Source organism: Paracoccus sp. L-17, from assembly GCF_056857655.1.
Genome location: NZ_JBSXNM010000029.1, coordinates 37,467 through 54,665, shown reverse-complemented (window position 1 = coordinate 54,665; position 17,199 = coordinate 37,467). Strand labels below are relative to the sequence as shown.

The window sequence follows — 17,199 nt, the reverse complement described above, 5'->3', positions numbered from 1 at the left end:
GGCGTTCAGGACCACAGATTCGCGGCGCCGATGAAAAGCCCCACCGCGATCAGCAGAAAGCCCGAAACGCGGGTCATCCGGCGCATCCCCGCGGGCGTGGCAAGGCGGGCGCGGGCGGCGGCGATGGTCGCCCCCATGACCAGGTTCATGGCAAGGGGAATGGCGCCGGACATGGCGACGATCACGGCGATGTCGGTCCTGGTCAGGCGGCCCACGTCGAAAAAGCCGGGCAGGACCCCGACATAGAAAAGCGCGGCCTTGGGATTGCCGGCAATCGCCATCAGCCCGGCGGTAAAGCCCGCCCATTTGCCGCGCCGGGTCAGGCGGCGGTCGGTTTCCACCGGCGCCTTCGCGTGGCGCAGCAGGGCAAGGCCCATGGCAATGAAGACGACAACCGCGATCCAGCGCAGCACCAGCAGAAATTCGCCATATTGCCCGGCGATCAGCGACAGGCCGAAGATCGCGATCAGCGGCCAGAGGAAATCGCCGATGACCACGCCCAGCGACAGCGGCCAGACCCCGCCCCAGCCCGAGGACAGGGCGCGGGCCACGATCGCCACCCAGACCGGCCCCGGCGTCAGCCAGATTGCCAGCAGCGCGCCGGCGTAAAGCCAAAGAGCCTCCAATGGCAGGGTCATCAAGCCTCCGTCGCGGCGGATGCGCCGTTCACCCGGGTGATCGACAGGCGGCGGGCGCGCGCGTCCAGCGTGTCGAACAGCTCGGGGCCGGTGCCGGTCAGCAGGCTTTGCGCGGGCAGCGCCGCGATCTGGTCATGAAGCCGCGCGCGCCGGTCGGCGTCCAGATGCGCCGCCACCTCGTCCAGCAACAGGATCACCGGCTGATCCGACAGGGCGCGGGCATTGGCCAGGATCAGCGACAGCAGCAGCGCCTTCTGTTCGCCGGTCGAGGACAGCGCGGCGGGCATGTCCTGCGGCCCCCAGGTCGCGCCCAGATCGGCGCGGTGCGGGCCGGTCAGGCTGCGCCCGGCCGCCAGATCGCGCGGGCGCATCGCGGCAAGCCGGTCGGCGATGCTGTCCCGATCGGGATCGTCGGCCTGTCCTTCGCCGGGCAGCAGGGTCAGCCGGGCGGCGGGGAAATCGCCACTTTGCTGAGCGTCCATGATCGCCGCCAGCGCCGCCAGCCGGTTGCGGGTCAGCCCCGCACCCGCCTGCGCCATCTGTGCCTCCAGCGCCCGATACCAGCCCGGATCGCCGATCTGGTCCCTCAGCAGCCGGTTTCGTTCGCGCATCGCCTTGTCATAGGTCAGCGCCAGATCGGCATGATCGGGTGTCAGGCTCAGCGTGACGCGATCCAGAAAGCGCCGGCGCGCCTCGGGCGGGTCGGACCACAGCCGGTCCATCGCGGGCACCAGCCAGATGATCCGCAGCAGACGCCCCAGGGCCGTCTGCGGGACCGCCTTGTCGTCGATGGCGACGCTGCGCGCCTGGCCGGGCGGGGCGGTTGTCTCGACCGGCAGGTCGCCGATCCGCGCCCGGATCCGCCAGCCCGCCATGGGCCCCTGCCGCGCCTGATCGGGGGCGGGGGCGCCGCGCAACCCGCGCCCGGGCGACAGCATCGACACCGCTTCGAGGATGTTCGTCTTGCCCGATCCGTTCGGGCCGTGAATCGCCAGGGGATGCCGGTCCAGTTCCAGATCCAGCCGGGCCCAGGACCGGAATTGCGCCAGCGAAAGCCGCCTCAGCGTCACACGCGCATCGGCATGACGACATAGACCGCGCTTTGATCGCTGCCCTCGCGGATCAGCGCCGCATCACCCGAGCCGTTGAACATGAAGACCGCATTGTCACGATCGACCTGGCTGGCGATTTCCTGAAGATATTTGGCGTTGAATCCGATTTCGAGCGGGTCGTCGTCATAGGCGACGATCAGTTCCTCGTCGGCGGCGCCGGCATCGGGCGCGTTCACCGACAGGACCAGCTTGTCGGCCTCGAGCGCCAGCTTGACAGCGCGCGAACGTTCGCTGCTGACGGTCGCCACCCGGTCCACCGCGCGGGCGAAATCGGCTGCGTCCACCTCCAGCTTGCGGGCGTTGCCGACCGGGATCACGCGGCTGTAATCGGGGAAGGTGCCGTCGATGACCTTCGAGGTCAGGGTGATGTCGGGCGTGGCGAAACGGACCTTGGTTTCGCTGACGGAGACGGCGATGTCGGCCTCGTCATCGTCCAGCAGCTTGCGCAATTCGGCCACGGTCTTGCGCGGCACGATCACGCCCGGCATCTCGGCCGCGCCATCGGGCAGGGGGGCGTCGATGCGGGCCAGCCGGTGGCCGTCGGTCGCCACGCAGCGCAGGCTGGGCCCGTCCTCGGTCTGGGCGACATGCATGTAGACGCCGTTCAGGTAATAGCGCGTCTCTTCGGTCGAGATGGCGAATTTCGACTTGTCGAACAGCCGCCGCAGCACCCCTGCCTTTGCTCCGAAATTGGCGCTGTATTCGGTCGAGGCCATGACCGGGAAATCCTCGCGCGGCAGCGTGGCAAGGCTGAAATTGGATCGCCCGGCCTGCACGTTCAGCCGGCCCGCCGCGTCGTCCGAGGTGATCTGGACCAGGGCGCCATCGGGCAGCTTGCGCGCGATCTCGTTCAGCATGACGGCGCTGACGGTGGTGGCGCCGGGGCGCTCGACCCGGGCCGAGGCGCGGTCAACGACCTCGGTGTCCAGATCGGTCGCGCGGAAGCTGACGCCGTCCGCGGTTGCCTCGATCAGCACATTGGCGAGAATCGGGATCGTGTTGCGGCGCTCGACGACGGATTGGGCCTGTGAGACGGCTTTGACCAGAACGGCGCGCTCGATCGAGAATTTCATCGCTTTTCCCTGTCCCTGCGGCCGGAACGGCCCTTTGTCGGACCTGTTTTGTAACCGCCCGTGGAAGCGGTCACAAGGATTTCATGCGCGGGATTTCGGGCCCGGACGACGCAGCGCGCACGCCCCTGTCAGGAACCCGGCAGAACCCGGCCGCGGCGAGGCTGCGCCGGTCGCGATCAGGCCTCCAGAAGCCGTTTCAGCATCGCCACGTCCTCGGCGATGCTGCTGTCCTCGCCCACCAGTTCCTCGATCTTGCGGACGCCGTGCATGATCGTGGTGTGGTCGCGCCCGCCGAAACGGCGGCCGATTTCGGGCAGGCTGCGGCAGGTCAGCTGCTTGGACAGATACATCGCGATCTGGCGCGGGCGGGCGACGTTGCGGGCGCGTTTCGGACCCATCATGTCGGCCAGGCGGATGTTGTAATGTTCCGCCACCTTGCGCTGGATGTCGTCGATGCTGATCTTGCGGTCGTTGGTGCGCAGGATGTCGGCCAGGCATTCCTGGGCGACCTCCAGCGTGATCTCGCGCTGCAACAGGCTCGCATGGGCGAAAAGCCGCTGCAACGCGCCTTCCAGAACGCGCACGTTGGTGCTGATCCGGTGGGCAAGGAATTCCAGCACGCCGGCGCCGATGCGCATGTCGGGGCTCTGGCGGCGGAAGGCCTCGGTCTTGGATTGCAGGATGCCCAGGCGCAGCTCGTAGGTGGTGGGGTGCAGATCCACGATCAGCCCGCAGGACAGGCGCGACTTGATGCGTTCCTCCAGGCCCTTGATCTCGGCCGGGGCGCGATCGGCGGAAATGACGATCTGCTTGCCCTGATCGACCAGCGCGTTGAAGGTATGGAAGAATTCTTCCTGCGTGCTGTCCTTGCCGGCGATGAACTGCACGTCATCGACCATCAGCATGTTCACGTTTCGGAACATGCTCTTGAAATCCATGATGGTGCTTTCGCGCAGCGCCTGCACGAAGCGATACATGAACTGCTCGGCCGACAGATAGAGGATCTGCGCAGCGGGGTGGTTGGCCTGATAATCATGCGCGATGGCGTGCATCAGGTGGGTCTTGCCCAGCCCCACGCCACCATAGAGAAACAGCGGGTTGAACCCGACCGGGCCGCCCTCGGCCACGCGGCGGGCGGCGGCATGGGCCAGTTCGTTCGGCTTGCCGACGACGAAATTGGCAAAGGTGTAGCGCGGATCCAGCGGCGCGCCCAGATCGGGCCGAATCGTGCCGCGCGCGGTGGCGGCGGGCCGGATGGTGTTTGCCGCCGGGGCCGGCTGATCGGGGTCCGGGGCGGCGGCGCGCGGCCGCTGGCCGCCGCTGCGCCCGCTTTTCGGCACGACGGCAAAGCGCAGCCGCTCGACCCCCGCGCCGCGACGGTTCAGTTCGGCCAGAATGGTCGTCGCGAAATGCCGGTTCACCCAGTCCGAGATGAACCGCGTCGGGCTGTCGAAACGGGCCACGCCGTCCTCGATCCCGGCCAGTTCCAGCGGCCTGATCCAGTGGTTGAAGTTATTCGTCCCGACGCTGTCCTGAAGTCCCGCACATGCCTGCCCCCAAAGGTCGTCCATCGTCTTTCTGCCCCGTGCTGTCCTGTCCCCGATCTCCGCCGGATCTGCATCCGGCGGACCAGGATTCGCACCGCCCCGGGGCAGCATCGGGCAACAGGCCACCGTTGCGGCCCGAACGGGCCGCATGACGGGGCAGGATGCCCGACGCAGAATAATAGACCAGATCCGCAGGTGCCGATGGCAGCCGACAGCCACGGATCCGTGGGCAGAAGAAGAGTGTTCTCCGCTTCGTCGCCCGGCCCCGCCCGGATAAGGTTCCGGAAGCGGCGGCCTGTCCCCCAAAGCGACGTGAATCGCAGGACAGATTTAGCAATAGCGGATCAACCCGCGCAACCGAACTATGCGCTTGACAGCGGCTTTCCCCAATCGAATCTGCGAGGTCTTTGACTCGAAAGAAGAAATTGGAAATGGCATTGAAAATTAACGATTTATTAACTGTTTCGCAGGTGCAGAAAAAGGCAAAGGGCGCGTGCCGGTGGCGCGCGCCCGTTCTGAGATTGCTGTCCTTGTCAGGCCGGAATACAGCCTTTTCCGGCCGCCGCGCCGATCGGCTCAGGCCGGCGACAGGGCCTTCACGCGCGATGACAGGCGCGACATTTTCCGCGATGCAGTATTCTTGTGATAGACGCCCTTGCTGACGCCGCGCATCAGTTCCGGCTGCGCCGCCTTCAGCGCCTCCTGGGCGGCATCGGCATTGCCCGAGGCGATGGCTTCCTCGACCTTGCGCAGGAAGGTGCGGATTCGCGACCGGCGGGCCTTGTTGACTTCGGTGCGGCGCAGCGTCTGGCGCGCGCGCTTCTTGGATTGGGGCGTATTTGCCATGGGCTTGATCCTCGTCGGGTCTTTCAGCGTTGCGGTTGCACGAAAGACCCAAGGCGACCGATTCCCCGGAAGGGCGGTCCTGATTCTTGCCTAAGCGGGCCCACGCGCATGTAAGCGAGGGCCTATAGGTGATCGGCCGCGAAAAGGGAACCCGAAAAATCAGCGGTCGCGGAATTGCGGCTCGCGCTTTTCGAGAAAGGCGGACATGCCTTCCTTCTGATCCTCGGTCGCGAAAAGGCCCTGGAAGGCACGGCGTTCGAACAGGAGACCCTCGGTCATCGTCGATTCGTAGGCGCGATTGACCGATTCCTTGGCCGCCCGCGTCGCGATCATCGAGCGTTCGGCGATCTTGCGCGCCGCCGTCATCGCCTCGGCGATCAGTTTCGGCGTCGGCACCACGCGACTGACCAGGCCGGAACGCTCGGCCTCGGCCGCATCCATGAAGCGCCCGGTCAGGATCATGTCCATCGCCTTCGACTTGCCGACGAATCGGGTCAGGCGCTGGGTGCCGCCGATGCCGGGGATGACGCCCAGATTGATCTCGGGCTGCCCGAACTTGGCGTTTTCCGCGGCGATGATGAAATCGCAGATCATCGCCAGTTCGCAGCCCCCGCCAAGGGCATAGCCGCTGACCGCGGCGATCATCGGCTTGCGGAAGGCGCGAATGGCCGCGATCTGCGAGCCGAAAAGATCGCCTTCATAGACATCGACAAAGGATTTCTCGGACATTTCCTTGATGTCGGCGCCGGCGGCAAAGGCTTTCTCGCTGCCGGTCAGCACGACGCATCGGATCTTGTCGTTGCCGTCGGCCTCGCGCAGCGCCTCGGCCAGTTCGGTGATGAGCGCCGAGTTCAGCGCGTTCAGCGCCTCGGGGCGGTTCAGACGGATCAGCGCGATCTCGTCCTCGATTTCGACGATGATGGTTTCATAGGCCATGGGCCCGGACCTCGTGGCTGTTAAGCGTCAGCCCCGACTCCTATCAGCAGGCATGTGCGGAAGCCAAGCAAATGCCGCAGACGGGTCTAGTGCTGGCAGAGCGGGCAATAGAAGCTGGAGCGTCCCGATTGCACGATCCGCCGGATCCGGCCCGCGCAGCCGGGCCGCGCACAGGGCAATCCCTCGCGGTCATAGACGCGGAAGGAATGCTGGAAATAGCCCAGCTCGCCCGTCGCCTGCCGGTGATCGCGCAGGGACGAGCCGCCGGCGGCGATGGCATCCGACAGCACGTCGCGGACATGCCCGACAAGGGCCGCGATTCGGGCCTGGCCGATGCGGCCCGCCGCCCGGCGCGGGTCGATGCCCGCGCGCCACAGCGCCTCGCTGACATAGATGTTGCCCAGACCGGCGACGATGCGCTGATCCAGAAGCGCCTGTTTCACCGGCGCGCGGCGTCCGGCGAAGATCATGCGCAGGTATTCGGGCGAAAAGCCGGCGTCGAAGGGTTCGGGCCCGAGGCTGGCCAGCAGGGGATGCGTCTGGCCCTCGCGGATCAGGTCCACCATGCCGAATCGGCGGGCGTCGTTGAAGGTGATGCGGGTGCCGGTCCCGGTGGTCAGCACGACATGGTCGTGGCGCGGCAGGATCGCGGGATCGCGGTGGAAATCGCCCTGTGACGCGCCCTCGACCAGCATCCTGCCGGACATGCCAAGATGCAGCAGCAGCGTGGTTCCCCGGTCCAGATCGGCCAGCAGGTATTTCGCCCGCCGCCGCAGCGTGATCACCCGCGCGCCGGTCAGCACCTGAACCAGATCGGGCGGCAGCGGCCAGCGCAGATCCGGCCGGCGCGCCTCGGCCCGGGCGATGCGCGATCCCTCGAGATGTGGCTGAAGACCGCGACGGACGGTTTCGACCTCGGGCAGTTCTGGCAATCCGGTCCCTTTCGTCGCATTGTGCCGCAGGCGCATTCATGACCATTGTGCCGCAGGCAGGCCGGACCTATCTGGCGTCGGAACAGGCAAACGGCAAGCGCGATGAGCGACAAGAAGCAGACCCATTTCGGCTTTCGGACCGTGGACGAGGACGCAAAGGCCGGGATGGTCCACGGCGTCTTTTCGCGCGTCGCCTCGCGATACGACCTGATGAACGACCTGATGAGCGCGGGCGTCCACCGGCTGTGGAAGAACGCGATGATGGATTGGCTGGCGCCGCGCGGCGGCCAGCACCTGCTGGACGTCGCGGGCGGCACCGGCGACATCGCCTTCCGCTTTCTGGATCGCGCGCCGCAGGCGCGCGTCACCGTCTGCGACATGACCGAATCGATGCTGATCGAGGGGCGCAAGCGCGCCGATGCGGCCGACAGGGGTGATCGCCTGGCCTGGGTTACGGGCGATGCGATGGCGCTGCCCTTTCCCGACAGCAGCTTCGATCGCTACACGATCAGCTTCGGCATCCGCAATGTCACCCGCATCCCCGACGCGCTGGCCGAGGCATATCGCGTCCTGCGTCCCGGCGGGCGGCTGATGGTGCTGGAATTCAGCCGGCTGCCGGTGCCCGCGATGCAGTGGGCCTATGACCGCTACAGCTTCAACGTCATCCCGGCGATGGGGCAGGCGGTGACCGGCGATCGCGACAGCTATCAATATCTGGTCGAATCGATCCGCAAGTTTCCCGATCAGGAGGCGTTCGGCGCATTGATCCGCGAGGCGGGTTTCGGGCGGGTCCAGTGGCGCAACCTGTCGATGGGAATCGCCGCGCTGCATTCCGGCTGGAAACTGTAGCCCATGCGCGGCCCGCACAATATCCTGCGCCTGATCCGAACCGGCGCCACCTTCGAACGCACCGGCGCGATGGGCGCGGTTCTGGACGCGGTCGAGGCGCCGCCCCGCCTGCGGCTGGCCGCGCGGGTGCTGGGCTGGCCGTTCCGCTGGCTGGGCTATCCGGGCGATCCCGCCCTGCCGCCGATCACCCGCGCGATCACCGCGCTTGGACCGGCCTATATCAAGTTCGGCCAGATCCTGTCGACGCGCGCCGATGTGGTCGGGATCGAACTGGCCGAACAGCTTCGGATGTTGCAGGATCGGCTGCCGCCCTTTCCGACCGCGATCGCCCAGCAGATCGTCGCGGCCGATTTGCGCCGGCCGGTCGATGCGTTGTTCAGCGAGTTTTCCGAACCGGTCGCCGCCGCCTCGATCGCGCAGGTGCACAGGGCGCGGGTGCGCGAAACCGGGCAGGAGGTCGCGGTCAAGGTGCTGCGCCCCAATATCGGTGCCGCCTTCCGCCGTGACATCGACGCCTTTCACTTTGCCGCCTCGATCATCGAATTTTTGTCGCCCGGCAGCCGCCGCCTGCGTCCGCGCGACGTGGTCAGCCATTTCGAAGGCGTGGTGACGGCAGAACAGGACATGCGGCTGGAAGCCGCCTCGGCCTCGGAATTCGCCGAGAACACGCGCGGCGACGAGGCGTTTCAGGTGCCGCTGCCGCATTGGCAATTGTCGGCGCGCCGGGTGCTGACCTCGGACTGGGCCGAGGGGTTGCCGATGGGCGATCCGCAGGCGCTGATCGCGGCGGGCCACGACACGACCCGGATCGCCACGCGGGTGATCCAGCTGTTCCTGCAACATGCCCTGCGGGACGGGTTCTTCCACGCGGACATGCATCACGGCAACCTGAAGGTTGCGTCGAACGGGGATGTGATCGCCTATGATTTCGGCATCATGGGCGAGATCGACGAATATACCCGCCGCGTCTATGCCGAGATCCTCTTTGGCTTCATCCAGCGCGATTACCGCCGCGTGGCCCGCGTCCATTTCGAGGCGGGCTATGTGCCGCGCGACCGCGACGAGGCGCAATTCGCCCGCGCCCTGCGCGCCGTGGGCGAGCCGATCTTCGGCGCCGATGCCAGCCGTATCAGCATGGCCAGCCTGCTGGCCTATCTGTTCGAGGTGACGGAACGCTTCGGGATGCGCACCCAGACGCAGCTGATCCTGCTGCAACGGACCATGGTCGTGGTCGAGGGGGTGGCGCGGTCGGTCGATCCGCAGCTGAACATCTGGGAGGCGGCGCGTCCGGTCGTGTCGGACTACATCAAGTCCAATCTGGGGCCGCGCGCGCTGGCCTCGGACATGGCGAAGGTGGCGCAGACGGTCGGCCGCTATGGACCGCTGCTGCCGCAGATCGTCGAACAGGCATTGTGGAACCGTGCCCATCCCGAAGACGCCGCGCCCGCCCCGGCGGCCCCCGCGTCGCGCGTGCCCCTGTGGCTGGTCACGGTGCTGTCGCTGGCGGCCGGCGCCGCGATCGGCCTGGCATTGGGATAAGAAACATTGCCGGCCGGCCCCGGGTCGCAGACGGGATGCGCGCCCCGCCCCGCAAGAGCATCGCCAAGAGGCATGGTCGGGATCCGGTCAACCCGATCGGAAGCGATCCGGCGCAGGCGCGTCGCCATCCATCCACAGCCCGGCGCGGTCCTCTGCTTCGGGCTTCAGAAACACAGGATCTCGGCCTCGGCCTCGGCGCGGCGCAGCTTCGCCACCATGTCGTTCATCTCGGCCATGCCCTTGAACATCGAGGCGCGCTCGCCCGTCGTCTGCTGCATCCGCAGGACGGTTTCCGCCTGGACGTAGTCGTCATAGGGCAGCACCGTCGCGATCTGGTCGATGGAACAGGAACATCGGTCCAGCATCTCGCGATTCTCGCCGTTGGTGGCCATGCAGGCGAAGACATATTCCGCCCGCGCATTGGTCGGGAAGTCGTTGACCGCCTGCGCCCGGGCACCCGGCGCGGCCAGAGCGGCGGTCAGGGGCACGGCCAGGATCAGCGCGCGGATCATTGCAGCACCATGCGGTTCCGGTACCCGGGCGTCCCGCCCTGCGTTTCGGCCAGCAATTCGCGGATCGGGGCCTTGGGGTCGCTGTCCAGAACGAAGGTCAGGGTCAGGCTCTCGAAACCCTGCATCCGCGCGGCGTTGGGATCGTCGGCGAAGGGGCGGAAGGTCGCCTTGCGGGCCGCGCCGGCGGCCGCGATCTGGCCGCCCCGGAAGATCGCATCCTTGATGCGGTTGCGGATATAGAAGGGGCTGCCGCCGGTCAGCCGGGCCATGTCGCGGGTGGTCTGTTCCAGGAAGAAGACCAGCACCGGATCGCCGCCCGAAATCGGGAAGGGCCCGATCTCGCGGCTGCGCGTATCGGTCTTCTGGGTGATTTGCAGGATCGGCTTCTGGTCCGTGGGGTCGATCGCTTCGCGCAGCGTGACCGAGCCGTCATCGACTTGCACAAACCCCTCGGCCTCGGGGCCATCGACGCGATGCGACCAGCGCATCCCGTCCCGTTGCAGTTTCCACGGCCCGCGTTCGGCAAAGACCGCGTCTCCGGCCTCGCCCGACAGGGCCGGCGCGGCCGACAGGGCCAGCCACAGGGCCGTCACGATGGCGCGTTTCATGATCTTGTCCTCCGGTTTTCCCCGCCACGACGATTGCGCCGCGCGCGCCCGAGGGCAAGCCCCGGCAGGCCCGGTCTCAGCCCTTGGTCGCAGGGATTCAGCCCAGAAGGCGGCCCAGCATCTCGCCCAGTTCGGCCGGGCTGACGGGCTTTTCCATCAGGTTCACCCCGATCGCGGCGCAGGCGCGCGCGATGTCCGGGTCGCGCCGCGCGGTCACCATCACCGCGGGCACGGCATGGCCTGCGCTGGTGCGCAGGGCATCGATGGCCTTGATTCCGTCATCGCCGCTTTCAAGGTTGTAGTCGGCCAGGATCACGTCCGGCGGCTCGTCGCCCATCGTGGCCAGCGCCTCGGCGGTGCCGCCGGTGACGCGGGCCACCATGCCCAGCCGGTCGGTCAGGATCATCTCGTATCCGCGCCGCATCCCGGCGTCATTCTCGATCACCAGCGCGACCCGGCCGCGCAGCGCGCGGATCATCCGGTCGGGGGGCTGGGCGCGGCGGTCGATGGCGGCATCGACCAGGGGCAGGCCGACGCGGAACAGGGTGCCGCGCATCGCCTCGGAGGTCAGGCTGATCGGGTGGCCCAGCTTGGCGCAGGCGCGCTTGACGATGGACAGGCCCAGCCCCATGCCCGGCGTTCCGGATTCGGTGCCCAGCCGCTGAAACTCGTCGAAGACGCGGTTGCGGTCCACCGCCGGAATGCCGACGCCGGTATCATAGACCGACAGCCAGCAGGTGCCGCCCCGCCGCCGCGCGCCCACCAGGACGCCGCCGCGATGGGTATACTTGATCGCGTTCGAGACCAGGTTCTGCGCGATCCGGCGCAGGAAGACGGGATCGCTTTCGACCACCGCATCGGTCTGCACGAAGGTCAGGCCCAGGCCCTTTGCTGCGGCCACCGGCGCATATTCGGCGGCCAGCCTGCTGAACAGATCGCCCAGGGCGACCGGCTGGCGGTGAAACTCGATCCGCTGGCTGTCCAGCCGCGAGATGTCGAGCACGGCATGCATCAGTTGTTCCACCGATTCGAAGGCGCCGCCCAGCCGGTCGGTCAGTTCGCGCTGCGCCTCGTCCAGCCTAGTATCGGCCAGCGCGGCCAGAAACAGCCGCGCCGCCGAAAGCGGCTGCAACAGATCGTGGCTGGCCGCGCGCAGGAAGCGGGTCTTGGACCGGTTGGCCTCTTCGGCGGCGGCGCGGGCCACGGCCAGTTCGCGGTTGCGCTGCGACAGGTCGGCCATGGCCTTTTCCAGCTCGCGCGTGCGGGCCATGACCTCTTGTTCCAGCGCGACCGCGGCCTGAAACATCGACCAGGCCGAGCCGCGGGTTTCCTCGAGCCGGTCGATGCGGTCGATCAGCACGCCGGTGATGCGGCGCAGCTTTTCGACCTGTCGCTCGGGCGGGTCGTCCTCACGCAGCATGGCTGTCGCCGGGCGCCCCGTGATCCATGAAGGCAAGACCCACGAAAGTCTGGTTCACGTGCATTCCGCTGTGCTGTTCGCCATAGGTGTTGAAACCCGCGACGCGGAAGCGGGTGAACAGATCCGACATCACCGTCGCCAGCCCGGCCCGTTCCAGCGCCAGCCGCCGCAGGATGCAGTCGAAGCCCAGAACCATCAGCGGCGGGCGCGGCAGGGCCGACAGCGCCTGAAGGAAACCCTGGGTCATGTCCTCGGCCCGACCCAGCGTCAGCACGGTGCCGGTATCGATCGCCGACATCAGCGACAGGCCGCCATCCTCGGTCACTTCGCTGATGGCGCGGACATGGTGGCGGCGCCCGGTGCGCAGCAGCAGCGGGCGGCGCGCGAATTCGGTGGGCGTCAGCCGGTCGCGGGCAATGCCGGTCAGGCGGGCATATTCATCGGCGGCCGGCTCTGCGTTCAGTTCCAGGATCCGGCGCTTTTCGGGGATCGCCGCGGTCACGACGGCACGCGTCTCGGTCGGGCTGAAATGGGCGAATGTCACCTCGCTGATCGCCAGATCGGTCTCGACCAGCAGGAAGATCGCCGCGTCCGACAGGGTGTGACCCCGAGCCAGCAGGGTGGTGCGGCGGAAATCCAGCCCGTCGCCCGCCGATCCGCCCAGGACCGGGACCGAGGGCAGGGCCGCCTCCAGCGTCGCGACCAGTGCGTCTTCCTGCCCGGCAAGCCCGTCAACCAGCAGCAGGCCGAACAGCGCGCGGCCCGGATCGGGGGCAAAAGCGCGGTGCATCCGCCGCAGCCCCGCCATCCAGTCCGACACCGGCAGTGCGCCCAGATCGCGCAGAAGATGGGCGCTGGCGCGAAAGCTGGCTGTGGGAAAGCCGATGGCCACGATGCTGTCCGAGGCATAGCCTGACGGCCCGATCTCGCCGGCCGAGGAACAGCCCGCGATGATGCAGTCGCCGGGCAGGCCGGCCTTCAGCGCATCGCCCAGAGGTGCAAGCTCGTCCCCCTTCGCGCCGAAGACCAGAACCAGGGCGGGCCGGGCTCCGCGCAGGCCGTCCAGCAGGATCGAGGCCGGGTTGGCCGCCCCGCGGCCGGCCTGCACGGCCACCGGCCCGGCGACGCCCTCCTTCGCAGCCGGGCCGGTATCCATCAGCCGGCCTCGAACAGCCTGACCGAATTCGCCAGAAGCACCGCCTGGGTGCGGCGGCGCGCGTTGATCTTGGACATGATCGCCGTGATGTGGGTCTTCACGGTCGCCTCGGCGATCGACAATTCGTAGCTGATTTCCTTGTTCGCCTTGCCCTGGCAGATCAACCGCAGGATCTTCATCTGCTGCGGTGTCAGCGTGGAAAAGCGGCGGGCCAGTTCGGCCCTGGCCGTGTCCTCGGCATCCGGTTCGCCGGGATGATAGCTGTCGGGGGTCACGTGTTCGCCGCCCCACATGCGGCGCAGGCTGTCCACCAGCGCCTCGCGGCTCAGCGACTTGCTGATATAGCCCTGTGCCCCCGCGGCCATCGCGGCCGCGATCATGGCATGTTCCAGATCGGCCGAGATCATCGTGATCGGCACGTCGGGAAGCTGCCGGCGCAGGGTGACGATGCCTTCCGAACCGCGCGCATCCGGCAGGTTCAGATCCAGGATCACGGCATCGGGCGCACCCTGCGCCTTGATCTGTTCCATGGCGGCGGCAAGGCTGCGCGCGGTGCGCACGTTTTTCAGGCCAAAGCTGATCTTCAGCGTCAGCGCCAGCGCGTCGCACATCAGCGGATGATCGTCCACGATCAGGATTTCGCGCACCTGATCCGCGCTTGGTCGTGGCGACGGCGATTGTCGCGCCTGCATGGCTGCGGCGGTCATCACATTTCCTCCCCGAGATCCCCCTTGTCGCGGCCCTCCCGAAGTCGCAACAATATGCCGCGATTGTAGAACTGCGGCGTGGTAAAGCAACCCTGATCTGCGACCAAGGTCTAGCATCGCCCGCCTTGCGAGCCCGCCCGGGCCATGACACCCTGACCGCAACCGGGAAGGATCGAGATGATGGACATCATCCGCAGGCAGATCGCCCGCGCGGCCCTGGCGCTTGTGCTGACGGTCGCGCCCGCCTTCGCGGCCGTGCCGGTCATCACCATCGGCGCGCTGGAAAACGGCACGGTCAACTGGGAATTGCAGACCATCATCGGCCGGGGTCTGGACCGCAAGAACGGCTTTTCGCTGAAGGTTCTGCCGCTGGCCGGCAATCCCGCGACGCAGATCGCCATGCAGGGCGGCCAGGTGGACAGCATCGTCTCGGACTGGCTGTGGGTGGCCCGGCAGCGCGCGGCCGGCGCCGATTTCACCTTCCTGCCCTATTCGACCGCCGTGGGCGGGCTGGTCGTGCCGAAGGACAGTCCGGCGCGGACGCCGGGCGATCTGGAGGGGCAGAAGATCGGCATCGCGGGTGGCCCGGTGGACAAGAGCTGGCTGATCCTGCGGGCCTGGAACCGGCAGCGGAACGGCGTCGATCTGGCCGATGCGACGCGACAGGTCTTCGGCGCCCCGCCGGTGATCCGCAACGCCGCCGAAACGGGTCAGGTCGCTGGCGCGGTCAATTTCTGGCACTATCTCGCCCGGATGAAGGCGGCGGGGATGCGCGAGATCATCAGCGTCAGCCAGGCCGCGACCGATCTGGGGCTGGACCCCGCCACCCCGCTTCTGGGCTATGTCCTGCGCGAGGACTGGATCGCGGCGCATCCCGATCTGGCGCGCGGCTTCGCGCGGGCCTCGCGGCAGGCCAAGGACCTGCTGGCGCGCGACGATGCCGCCTGGGAGGATCTGCGCCCGATCATGAATGCCGATTCCGAGGCCGAGTTCCGGGCCCTGCGCGACGGCTGGCGCGCGGGGATCCCGCCCGACCGGCCGGTCGATGCGGCGAATGCGCAGAAGATGTTTTCGGTCATGGCCGATCTGGGCGGCGAGGATCTGACCGGCGGCTTGACGCGGCTGCCCGAGGGGCTGTTCTGGTCCGGTGACTAGGCGGCCCCGATATCCATGGCAAGCCCCCGGCACGGTGCCCGGGCTTTTGTCGCTGACGGCGATGCTGGCGCTGTGGTTCGTGCTGGCCCTTCTGTCGGACAATCCGCGCGCCGTGCCGGGGCCGGGCGCGGTCTGGTCCGAACTGGTGGCGATCGCCGCGTCGGGCGAGCTGTGGTTTCATGCCGGAATGACGCTGTTCCGGGTGCTGGCCAGCTTCGTGCTGGCGATGGCGGTGGGGCTGGCCTTGGGTCTGTGGATGGGCCGGTCGCGCGCCGCCGACCATTGGCTGAATCCGGGCCTGGTGATCGCGCTGAACCTGCCTGCGCTGGTGGTGATCGTGCTGGCCTATATCTGGATCGGCCTGAACGAGGTCGCGGCCATCGTCGCCGTGGCGCTGAACAAGATCCCGGTCGTGACCGTGATGCTGCGCGAGGGCGCGCGCGCCCTGCGGCCCGATCTGGACGACATGGCCCAAGCCTTTCGCATGACGGCGCCGGCCCGGTTGCGCCATGTCGTGCTGCCGCAGCTGGCGCCGCATGTCGCGGCGGCGGCGCGGGCGGGAATTTCGCTGATCTGGAAGATCGTTCTGGTGGTCGAGCTTCTGGGCCGCTCGAACGGGGTCGGCTTCAAGATCTACCTGCTGTTTTCCAGCTTCGATGTGGCCGGCGTGCTGGCCTGGGCGCTGGCCTTCGTCGCGGTCATGCTGGCGATCGACCTGGCCGTGCTGCGCCCCTGGGAGGCGCGGGCAAACCGCTGGAGGCGCGATGCGGATTGAGCTGCGCGGCAAATCCTTTGCCGGGCGCGCGGTGCTGGGGCCGATCCGGCTGACCATCGGGCGCGGCCGGCGGGTCGCCGTCCTGGGGCCGTCGGGGATCGGCAAATCTACGCTGTTGCGGATCGTCGCGGGGCTGGATCGGGATTTCGACGGCCAAGCGGAAGGCGATGACCGGCTGGCGGTCGTGTTCCAGGAACCGACCCTGCTGCCCTGGCGGCGGGCGCTGGACAACATCACGATCGCCGCGGGCTGCGATGCGGCGGTCGGGCGCGACCTGATGGCGCAGGTCGGGCTGGCGGGGCGCGAGGATCAGTTTCCGCGCCAGATGTCGCTGGGCCAGCAGCGGCGGCTGGCGCTGGCACGCGCCTTTGCCGCCCGGCCCGATATCCTGCTGATGGACGAACCCTTCGCCAGCCTCGATCCCGAAACCGCGACGCGGATGATCCGGCTGGCCGCCGGCCTGCTGGATCGCAGCGGGGCGGGGCTCTTCCTGGTCACCCATGACGCCGGCGAACCGGCGCGGCTGGAGGCGCAGGTCTTTCGATTGTCGGGCCATCCTGCGGTCCTGCAGCGCGATCGGGACTGACCCGGTTGCGCCGGCATGAACGCGGCCGGCCGGCCTAGCCTGCCGCCTCGAAGGTCTGATTCCACAGGTTTCCGTCCACATCCTCGGCGCGGACGCTGATCGGCTGGCCGTTCGGCTGATAGGCGAAGCGGAAGACCGGATCCTCGCTGACCGAAATTCCGGCCTGCATGGAAAACAGCAGTTCGTCGCCCTGCCGCACCTCCAGCCTGTCGATGAACATCGCCGGAATGTTGAGCAGCGTCACCTGATCGCGTTGCAGGCCCGAAAACATCGGGTGCCGGATCATCAGCGTGCCGATCTGGCGGCCATCCTGCTGCGCCGTCTTCCAGCGCATCTGGCCCATCAGGGCCTCGACCGTGGCCATGTCCTTGCCCGCCGGCGCCGAGCAGCCGCCCGAGGCCTTGACGAAACGGCCGGCCATGACCTTGCCGCCCCCCGCCTGCGTTCCGATGGCGCGCACGTCGGAATAGGCGTTGACACGGACGCGAACCTCGAAATCCAGGGGCATCAGCGCCGGACCAAAGCTGTATTCGGCGGCGACGGGGGCGGGATTCTGGTCGATGACCAGGGTCAGGTCGGACAAGGGCGGGGCGTCGGCGGCCTGGGTCAGCCGGATCGGCACCAGCGCCGCGTCATTGGCGCGAACCGGTGCGTCCAGATCCAGTGCCGCCGGATCGATGGGCGGTTCCTCGGTCAGGCCGGCGACGGAATCGCGCAGATCGTCCCAGATCGCGGAGGGCTGCATCGGGTTGTCCTGCGCGAATGCGGGTGATGCCAGCAGAAGCGCGGCCGCAAGCCATGTCTTCAT

General features: G+C 67.8%; 18 protein-coding genes. 5 read left to right on the top strand and 13 right to left on the bottom strand.

The window, feature by feature from the left end:
* Positions 1-5: 5 nt before the first annotated feature.
* The 7 genes from AC13CR_RS04280 to mutM all read right to left on the bottom strand — a co-directional run bounded on the left by AC13CR_RS04280 (position 6) and on the right by mutM (position 7,084).
* Entirely contained in the window at positions 6-638 is a 633-nt protein-coding gene (locus AC13CR_RS04280; RefSeq protein ID WP_292951063.1) for a LysE family translocator, read from the bottom strand.
* Positions 638-1,708, bottom strand: a complete 1,071-nt coding sequence (gene recF, locus AC13CR_RS04275) for a DNA replication/repair protein RecF (protein ID WP_292951061.1) — start codon at positions 1,706-1,708, stop codon at positions 638-640. The genes AC13CR_RS04280 and recF overlap by 1 nt, the downstream gene beginning before the upstream one ends.
* Entirely contained in the window at positions 1,705-2,823 is a 1,119-nt protein-coding gene (dnaN, locus tag AC13CR_RS04270; RefSeq protein ID WP_292951059.1) for a DNA polymerase III subunit beta, read from the bottom strand. The genes recF and dnaN overlap by 4 nt, the downstream gene beginning before the upstream one ends.
* Positions 2,824-2,999: 176 nt before the next feature.
* On the bottom strand, positions 3,000-4,394 hold the full coding sequence (gene dnaA / locus AC13CR_RS04265; protein ID WP_293013078.1) for a chromosomal replication initiator protein DnaA: 1,395 nt from the start codon (positions 4,392-4,394) through the stop codon (positions 3,000-3,002).
* Between the two features lie 552 nt (positions 4,395-4,946).
* Positions 4,947-5,216 (bottom strand): 30S ribosomal protein S20, encoded by a 270-nt coding sequence (gene rpsT / locus AC13CR_RS04260; RefSeq protein ID WP_292954168.1) that lies wholly within the window; start codon positions 5,214-5,216, stop codon positions 4,947-4,949.
* Positions 5,217-5,375: 159 nt separating this feature from the next.
* Complete coding sequence (locus AC13CR_RS04255; RefSeq protein WP_292954165.1) at positions 5,376-6,152, bottom strand: enoyl-CoA hydratase; 777 nt, start codon at positions 6,150-6,152, stop codon at positions 5,376-5,378.
* An 86-nt stretch (positions 6,153-6,238) separates the two neighbouring features.
* Complete coding sequence (gene mutM / locus AC13CR_RS04250) at positions 6,239-7,084, bottom strand: bifunctional DNA-formamidopyrimidine glycosylase/DNA-(apurinic or apyrimidinic site) lyase (protein WP_292954162.1); 846 nt, start codon at positions 7,082-7,084, stop codon at positions 6,239-6,241.
* Positions 7,085-7,186: 102 nt separating this feature from the next.
* Here mutM and ubiE point away from each other — a divergent pair, with 102 nt between their 5' ends.
* Positions 7,187-7,933 (top strand): bifunctional demethylmenaquinone methyltransferase/2-methoxy-6-polyprenyl-1,4-benzoquinol methylase UbiE, encoded by a 747-nt coding sequence (gene ubiE / locus AC13CR_RS04245; protein WP_292954159.1) that lies wholly within the window; start codon positions 7,187-7,189, stop codon positions 7,931-7,933.
* 3 nt (positions 7,934-7,936) lie between these two features.
* Positions 7,937-9,472, top strand: coding sequence for a 2-polyprenylphenol 6-hydroxylase (gene ubiB / locus AC13CR_RS04240; RefSeq protein ID WP_292954156.1), 1,536 nt, complete (start codon positions 7,937-7,939; stop codon positions 9,470-9,472).
* 164 nt (positions 9,473-9,636) lie between these two features.
* On the opposite strand, the gene AC13CR_RS04235 is transcribed toward ubiB, so the two are convergent.
* The 5 genes from AC13CR_RS04235 to AC13CR_RS04215 all read right to left on the bottom strand — a co-directional run bounded on the left by AC13CR_RS04235 (position 9,637) and on the right by AC13CR_RS04215 (position 13,875).
* On the bottom strand, positions 9,637-9,984 hold the full coding sequence (locus AC13CR_RS04235) for a hypothetical protein (RefSeq protein WP_292954153.1): 348 nt from the start codon (positions 9,982-9,984) through the stop codon (positions 9,637-9,639).
* Positions 9,981-10,592 (bottom strand): hypothetical protein, encoded by a 612-nt coding sequence (locus AC13CR_RS04230; protein WP_292954151.1) that lies wholly within the window; start codon positions 10,590-10,592, stop codon positions 9,981-9,983. The genes AC13CR_RS04235 and AC13CR_RS04230 overlap by 4 nt, the downstream gene beginning before the upstream one ends.
* Before the next feature lie 97 nt (positions 10,593-10,689).
* Complete coding sequence (locus AC13CR_RS04225) at positions 10,690-12,012, bottom strand: ATP-binding response regulator (RefSeq protein WP_292954148.1); 1,323 nt, start codon at positions 12,010-12,012, stop codon at positions 10,690-10,692.
* Positions 12,002-13,168, bottom strand: a complete 1,167-nt coding sequence (locus AC13CR_RS04220; RefSeq protein WP_292954145.1) for an FIST N-terminal domain-containing protein — start codon at positions 13,166-13,168, stop codon at positions 12,002-12,004. The genes AC13CR_RS04225 and AC13CR_RS04220 overlap by 11 nt, the downstream gene beginning before the upstream one ends.
* The gene (locus AC13CR_RS04215) at positions 13,168-13,875 is read right to left on the bottom strand and encodes a response regulator transcription factor (protein WP_446233088.1); all 708 of its coding nucleotides are present in this window, start codon (positions 13,873-13,875) and stop codon (positions 13,168-13,170) included. Before AC13CR_RS04215 ends, AC13CR_RS04220 begins: the two co-directional genes overlap by 1 nt.
* Before the next feature lie 177 nt (positions 13,876-14,052).
* Here AC13CR_RS04215 and AC13CR_RS04210 point away from each other — a divergent pair, with 177 nt between their 5' ends.
* The 3 genes from AC13CR_RS04210 to AC13CR_RS04200 are packed head-to-tail and all read left to right on the top strand — an operon-like array spanning position 14,053 to position 16,391.
* A complete protein-coding gene (locus AC13CR_RS04210; protein WP_292954139.1) occupies positions 14,053-15,030 on the top strand; it encodes an ABC transporter substrate-binding protein in 978 nt (325 codons plus the stop codon).
* Between the two features lie 34 nt (positions 15,031-15,064).
* Positions 15,065-15,805 carry an ABC transporter permease gene (locus tag AC13CR_RS04205; RefSeq protein ID WP_414692145.1) on the top strand — a complete coding sequence of 247 codons (741 nt, stop codon included), beginning with the start codon at positions 15,065-15,067 and terminating at the stop codon, positions 15,803-15,805.
* Positions 15,795-16,391 (top strand): ATP-binding cassette domain-containing protein, encoded by a 597-nt coding sequence (locus AC13CR_RS04200; protein WP_292954136.1) that lies wholly within the window; start codon positions 15,795-15,797, stop codon positions 16,389-16,391. The genes AC13CR_RS04205 and AC13CR_RS04200 overlap by 11 nt, the downstream gene beginning before the upstream one ends.
* 34 nt (positions 16,392-16,425) lie before the next feature.
* On the opposite strand, the gene AC13CR_RS04195 is transcribed toward AC13CR_RS04200, so the two are convergent.
* Complete coding sequence (locus AC13CR_RS04195) at positions 16,426-17,199, bottom strand: quinoprotein dehydrogenase-associated SoxYZ-like carrier (RefSeq protein ID WP_292954133.1); 774 nt, start codon at positions 17,197-17,199, stop codon at positions 16,426-16,428.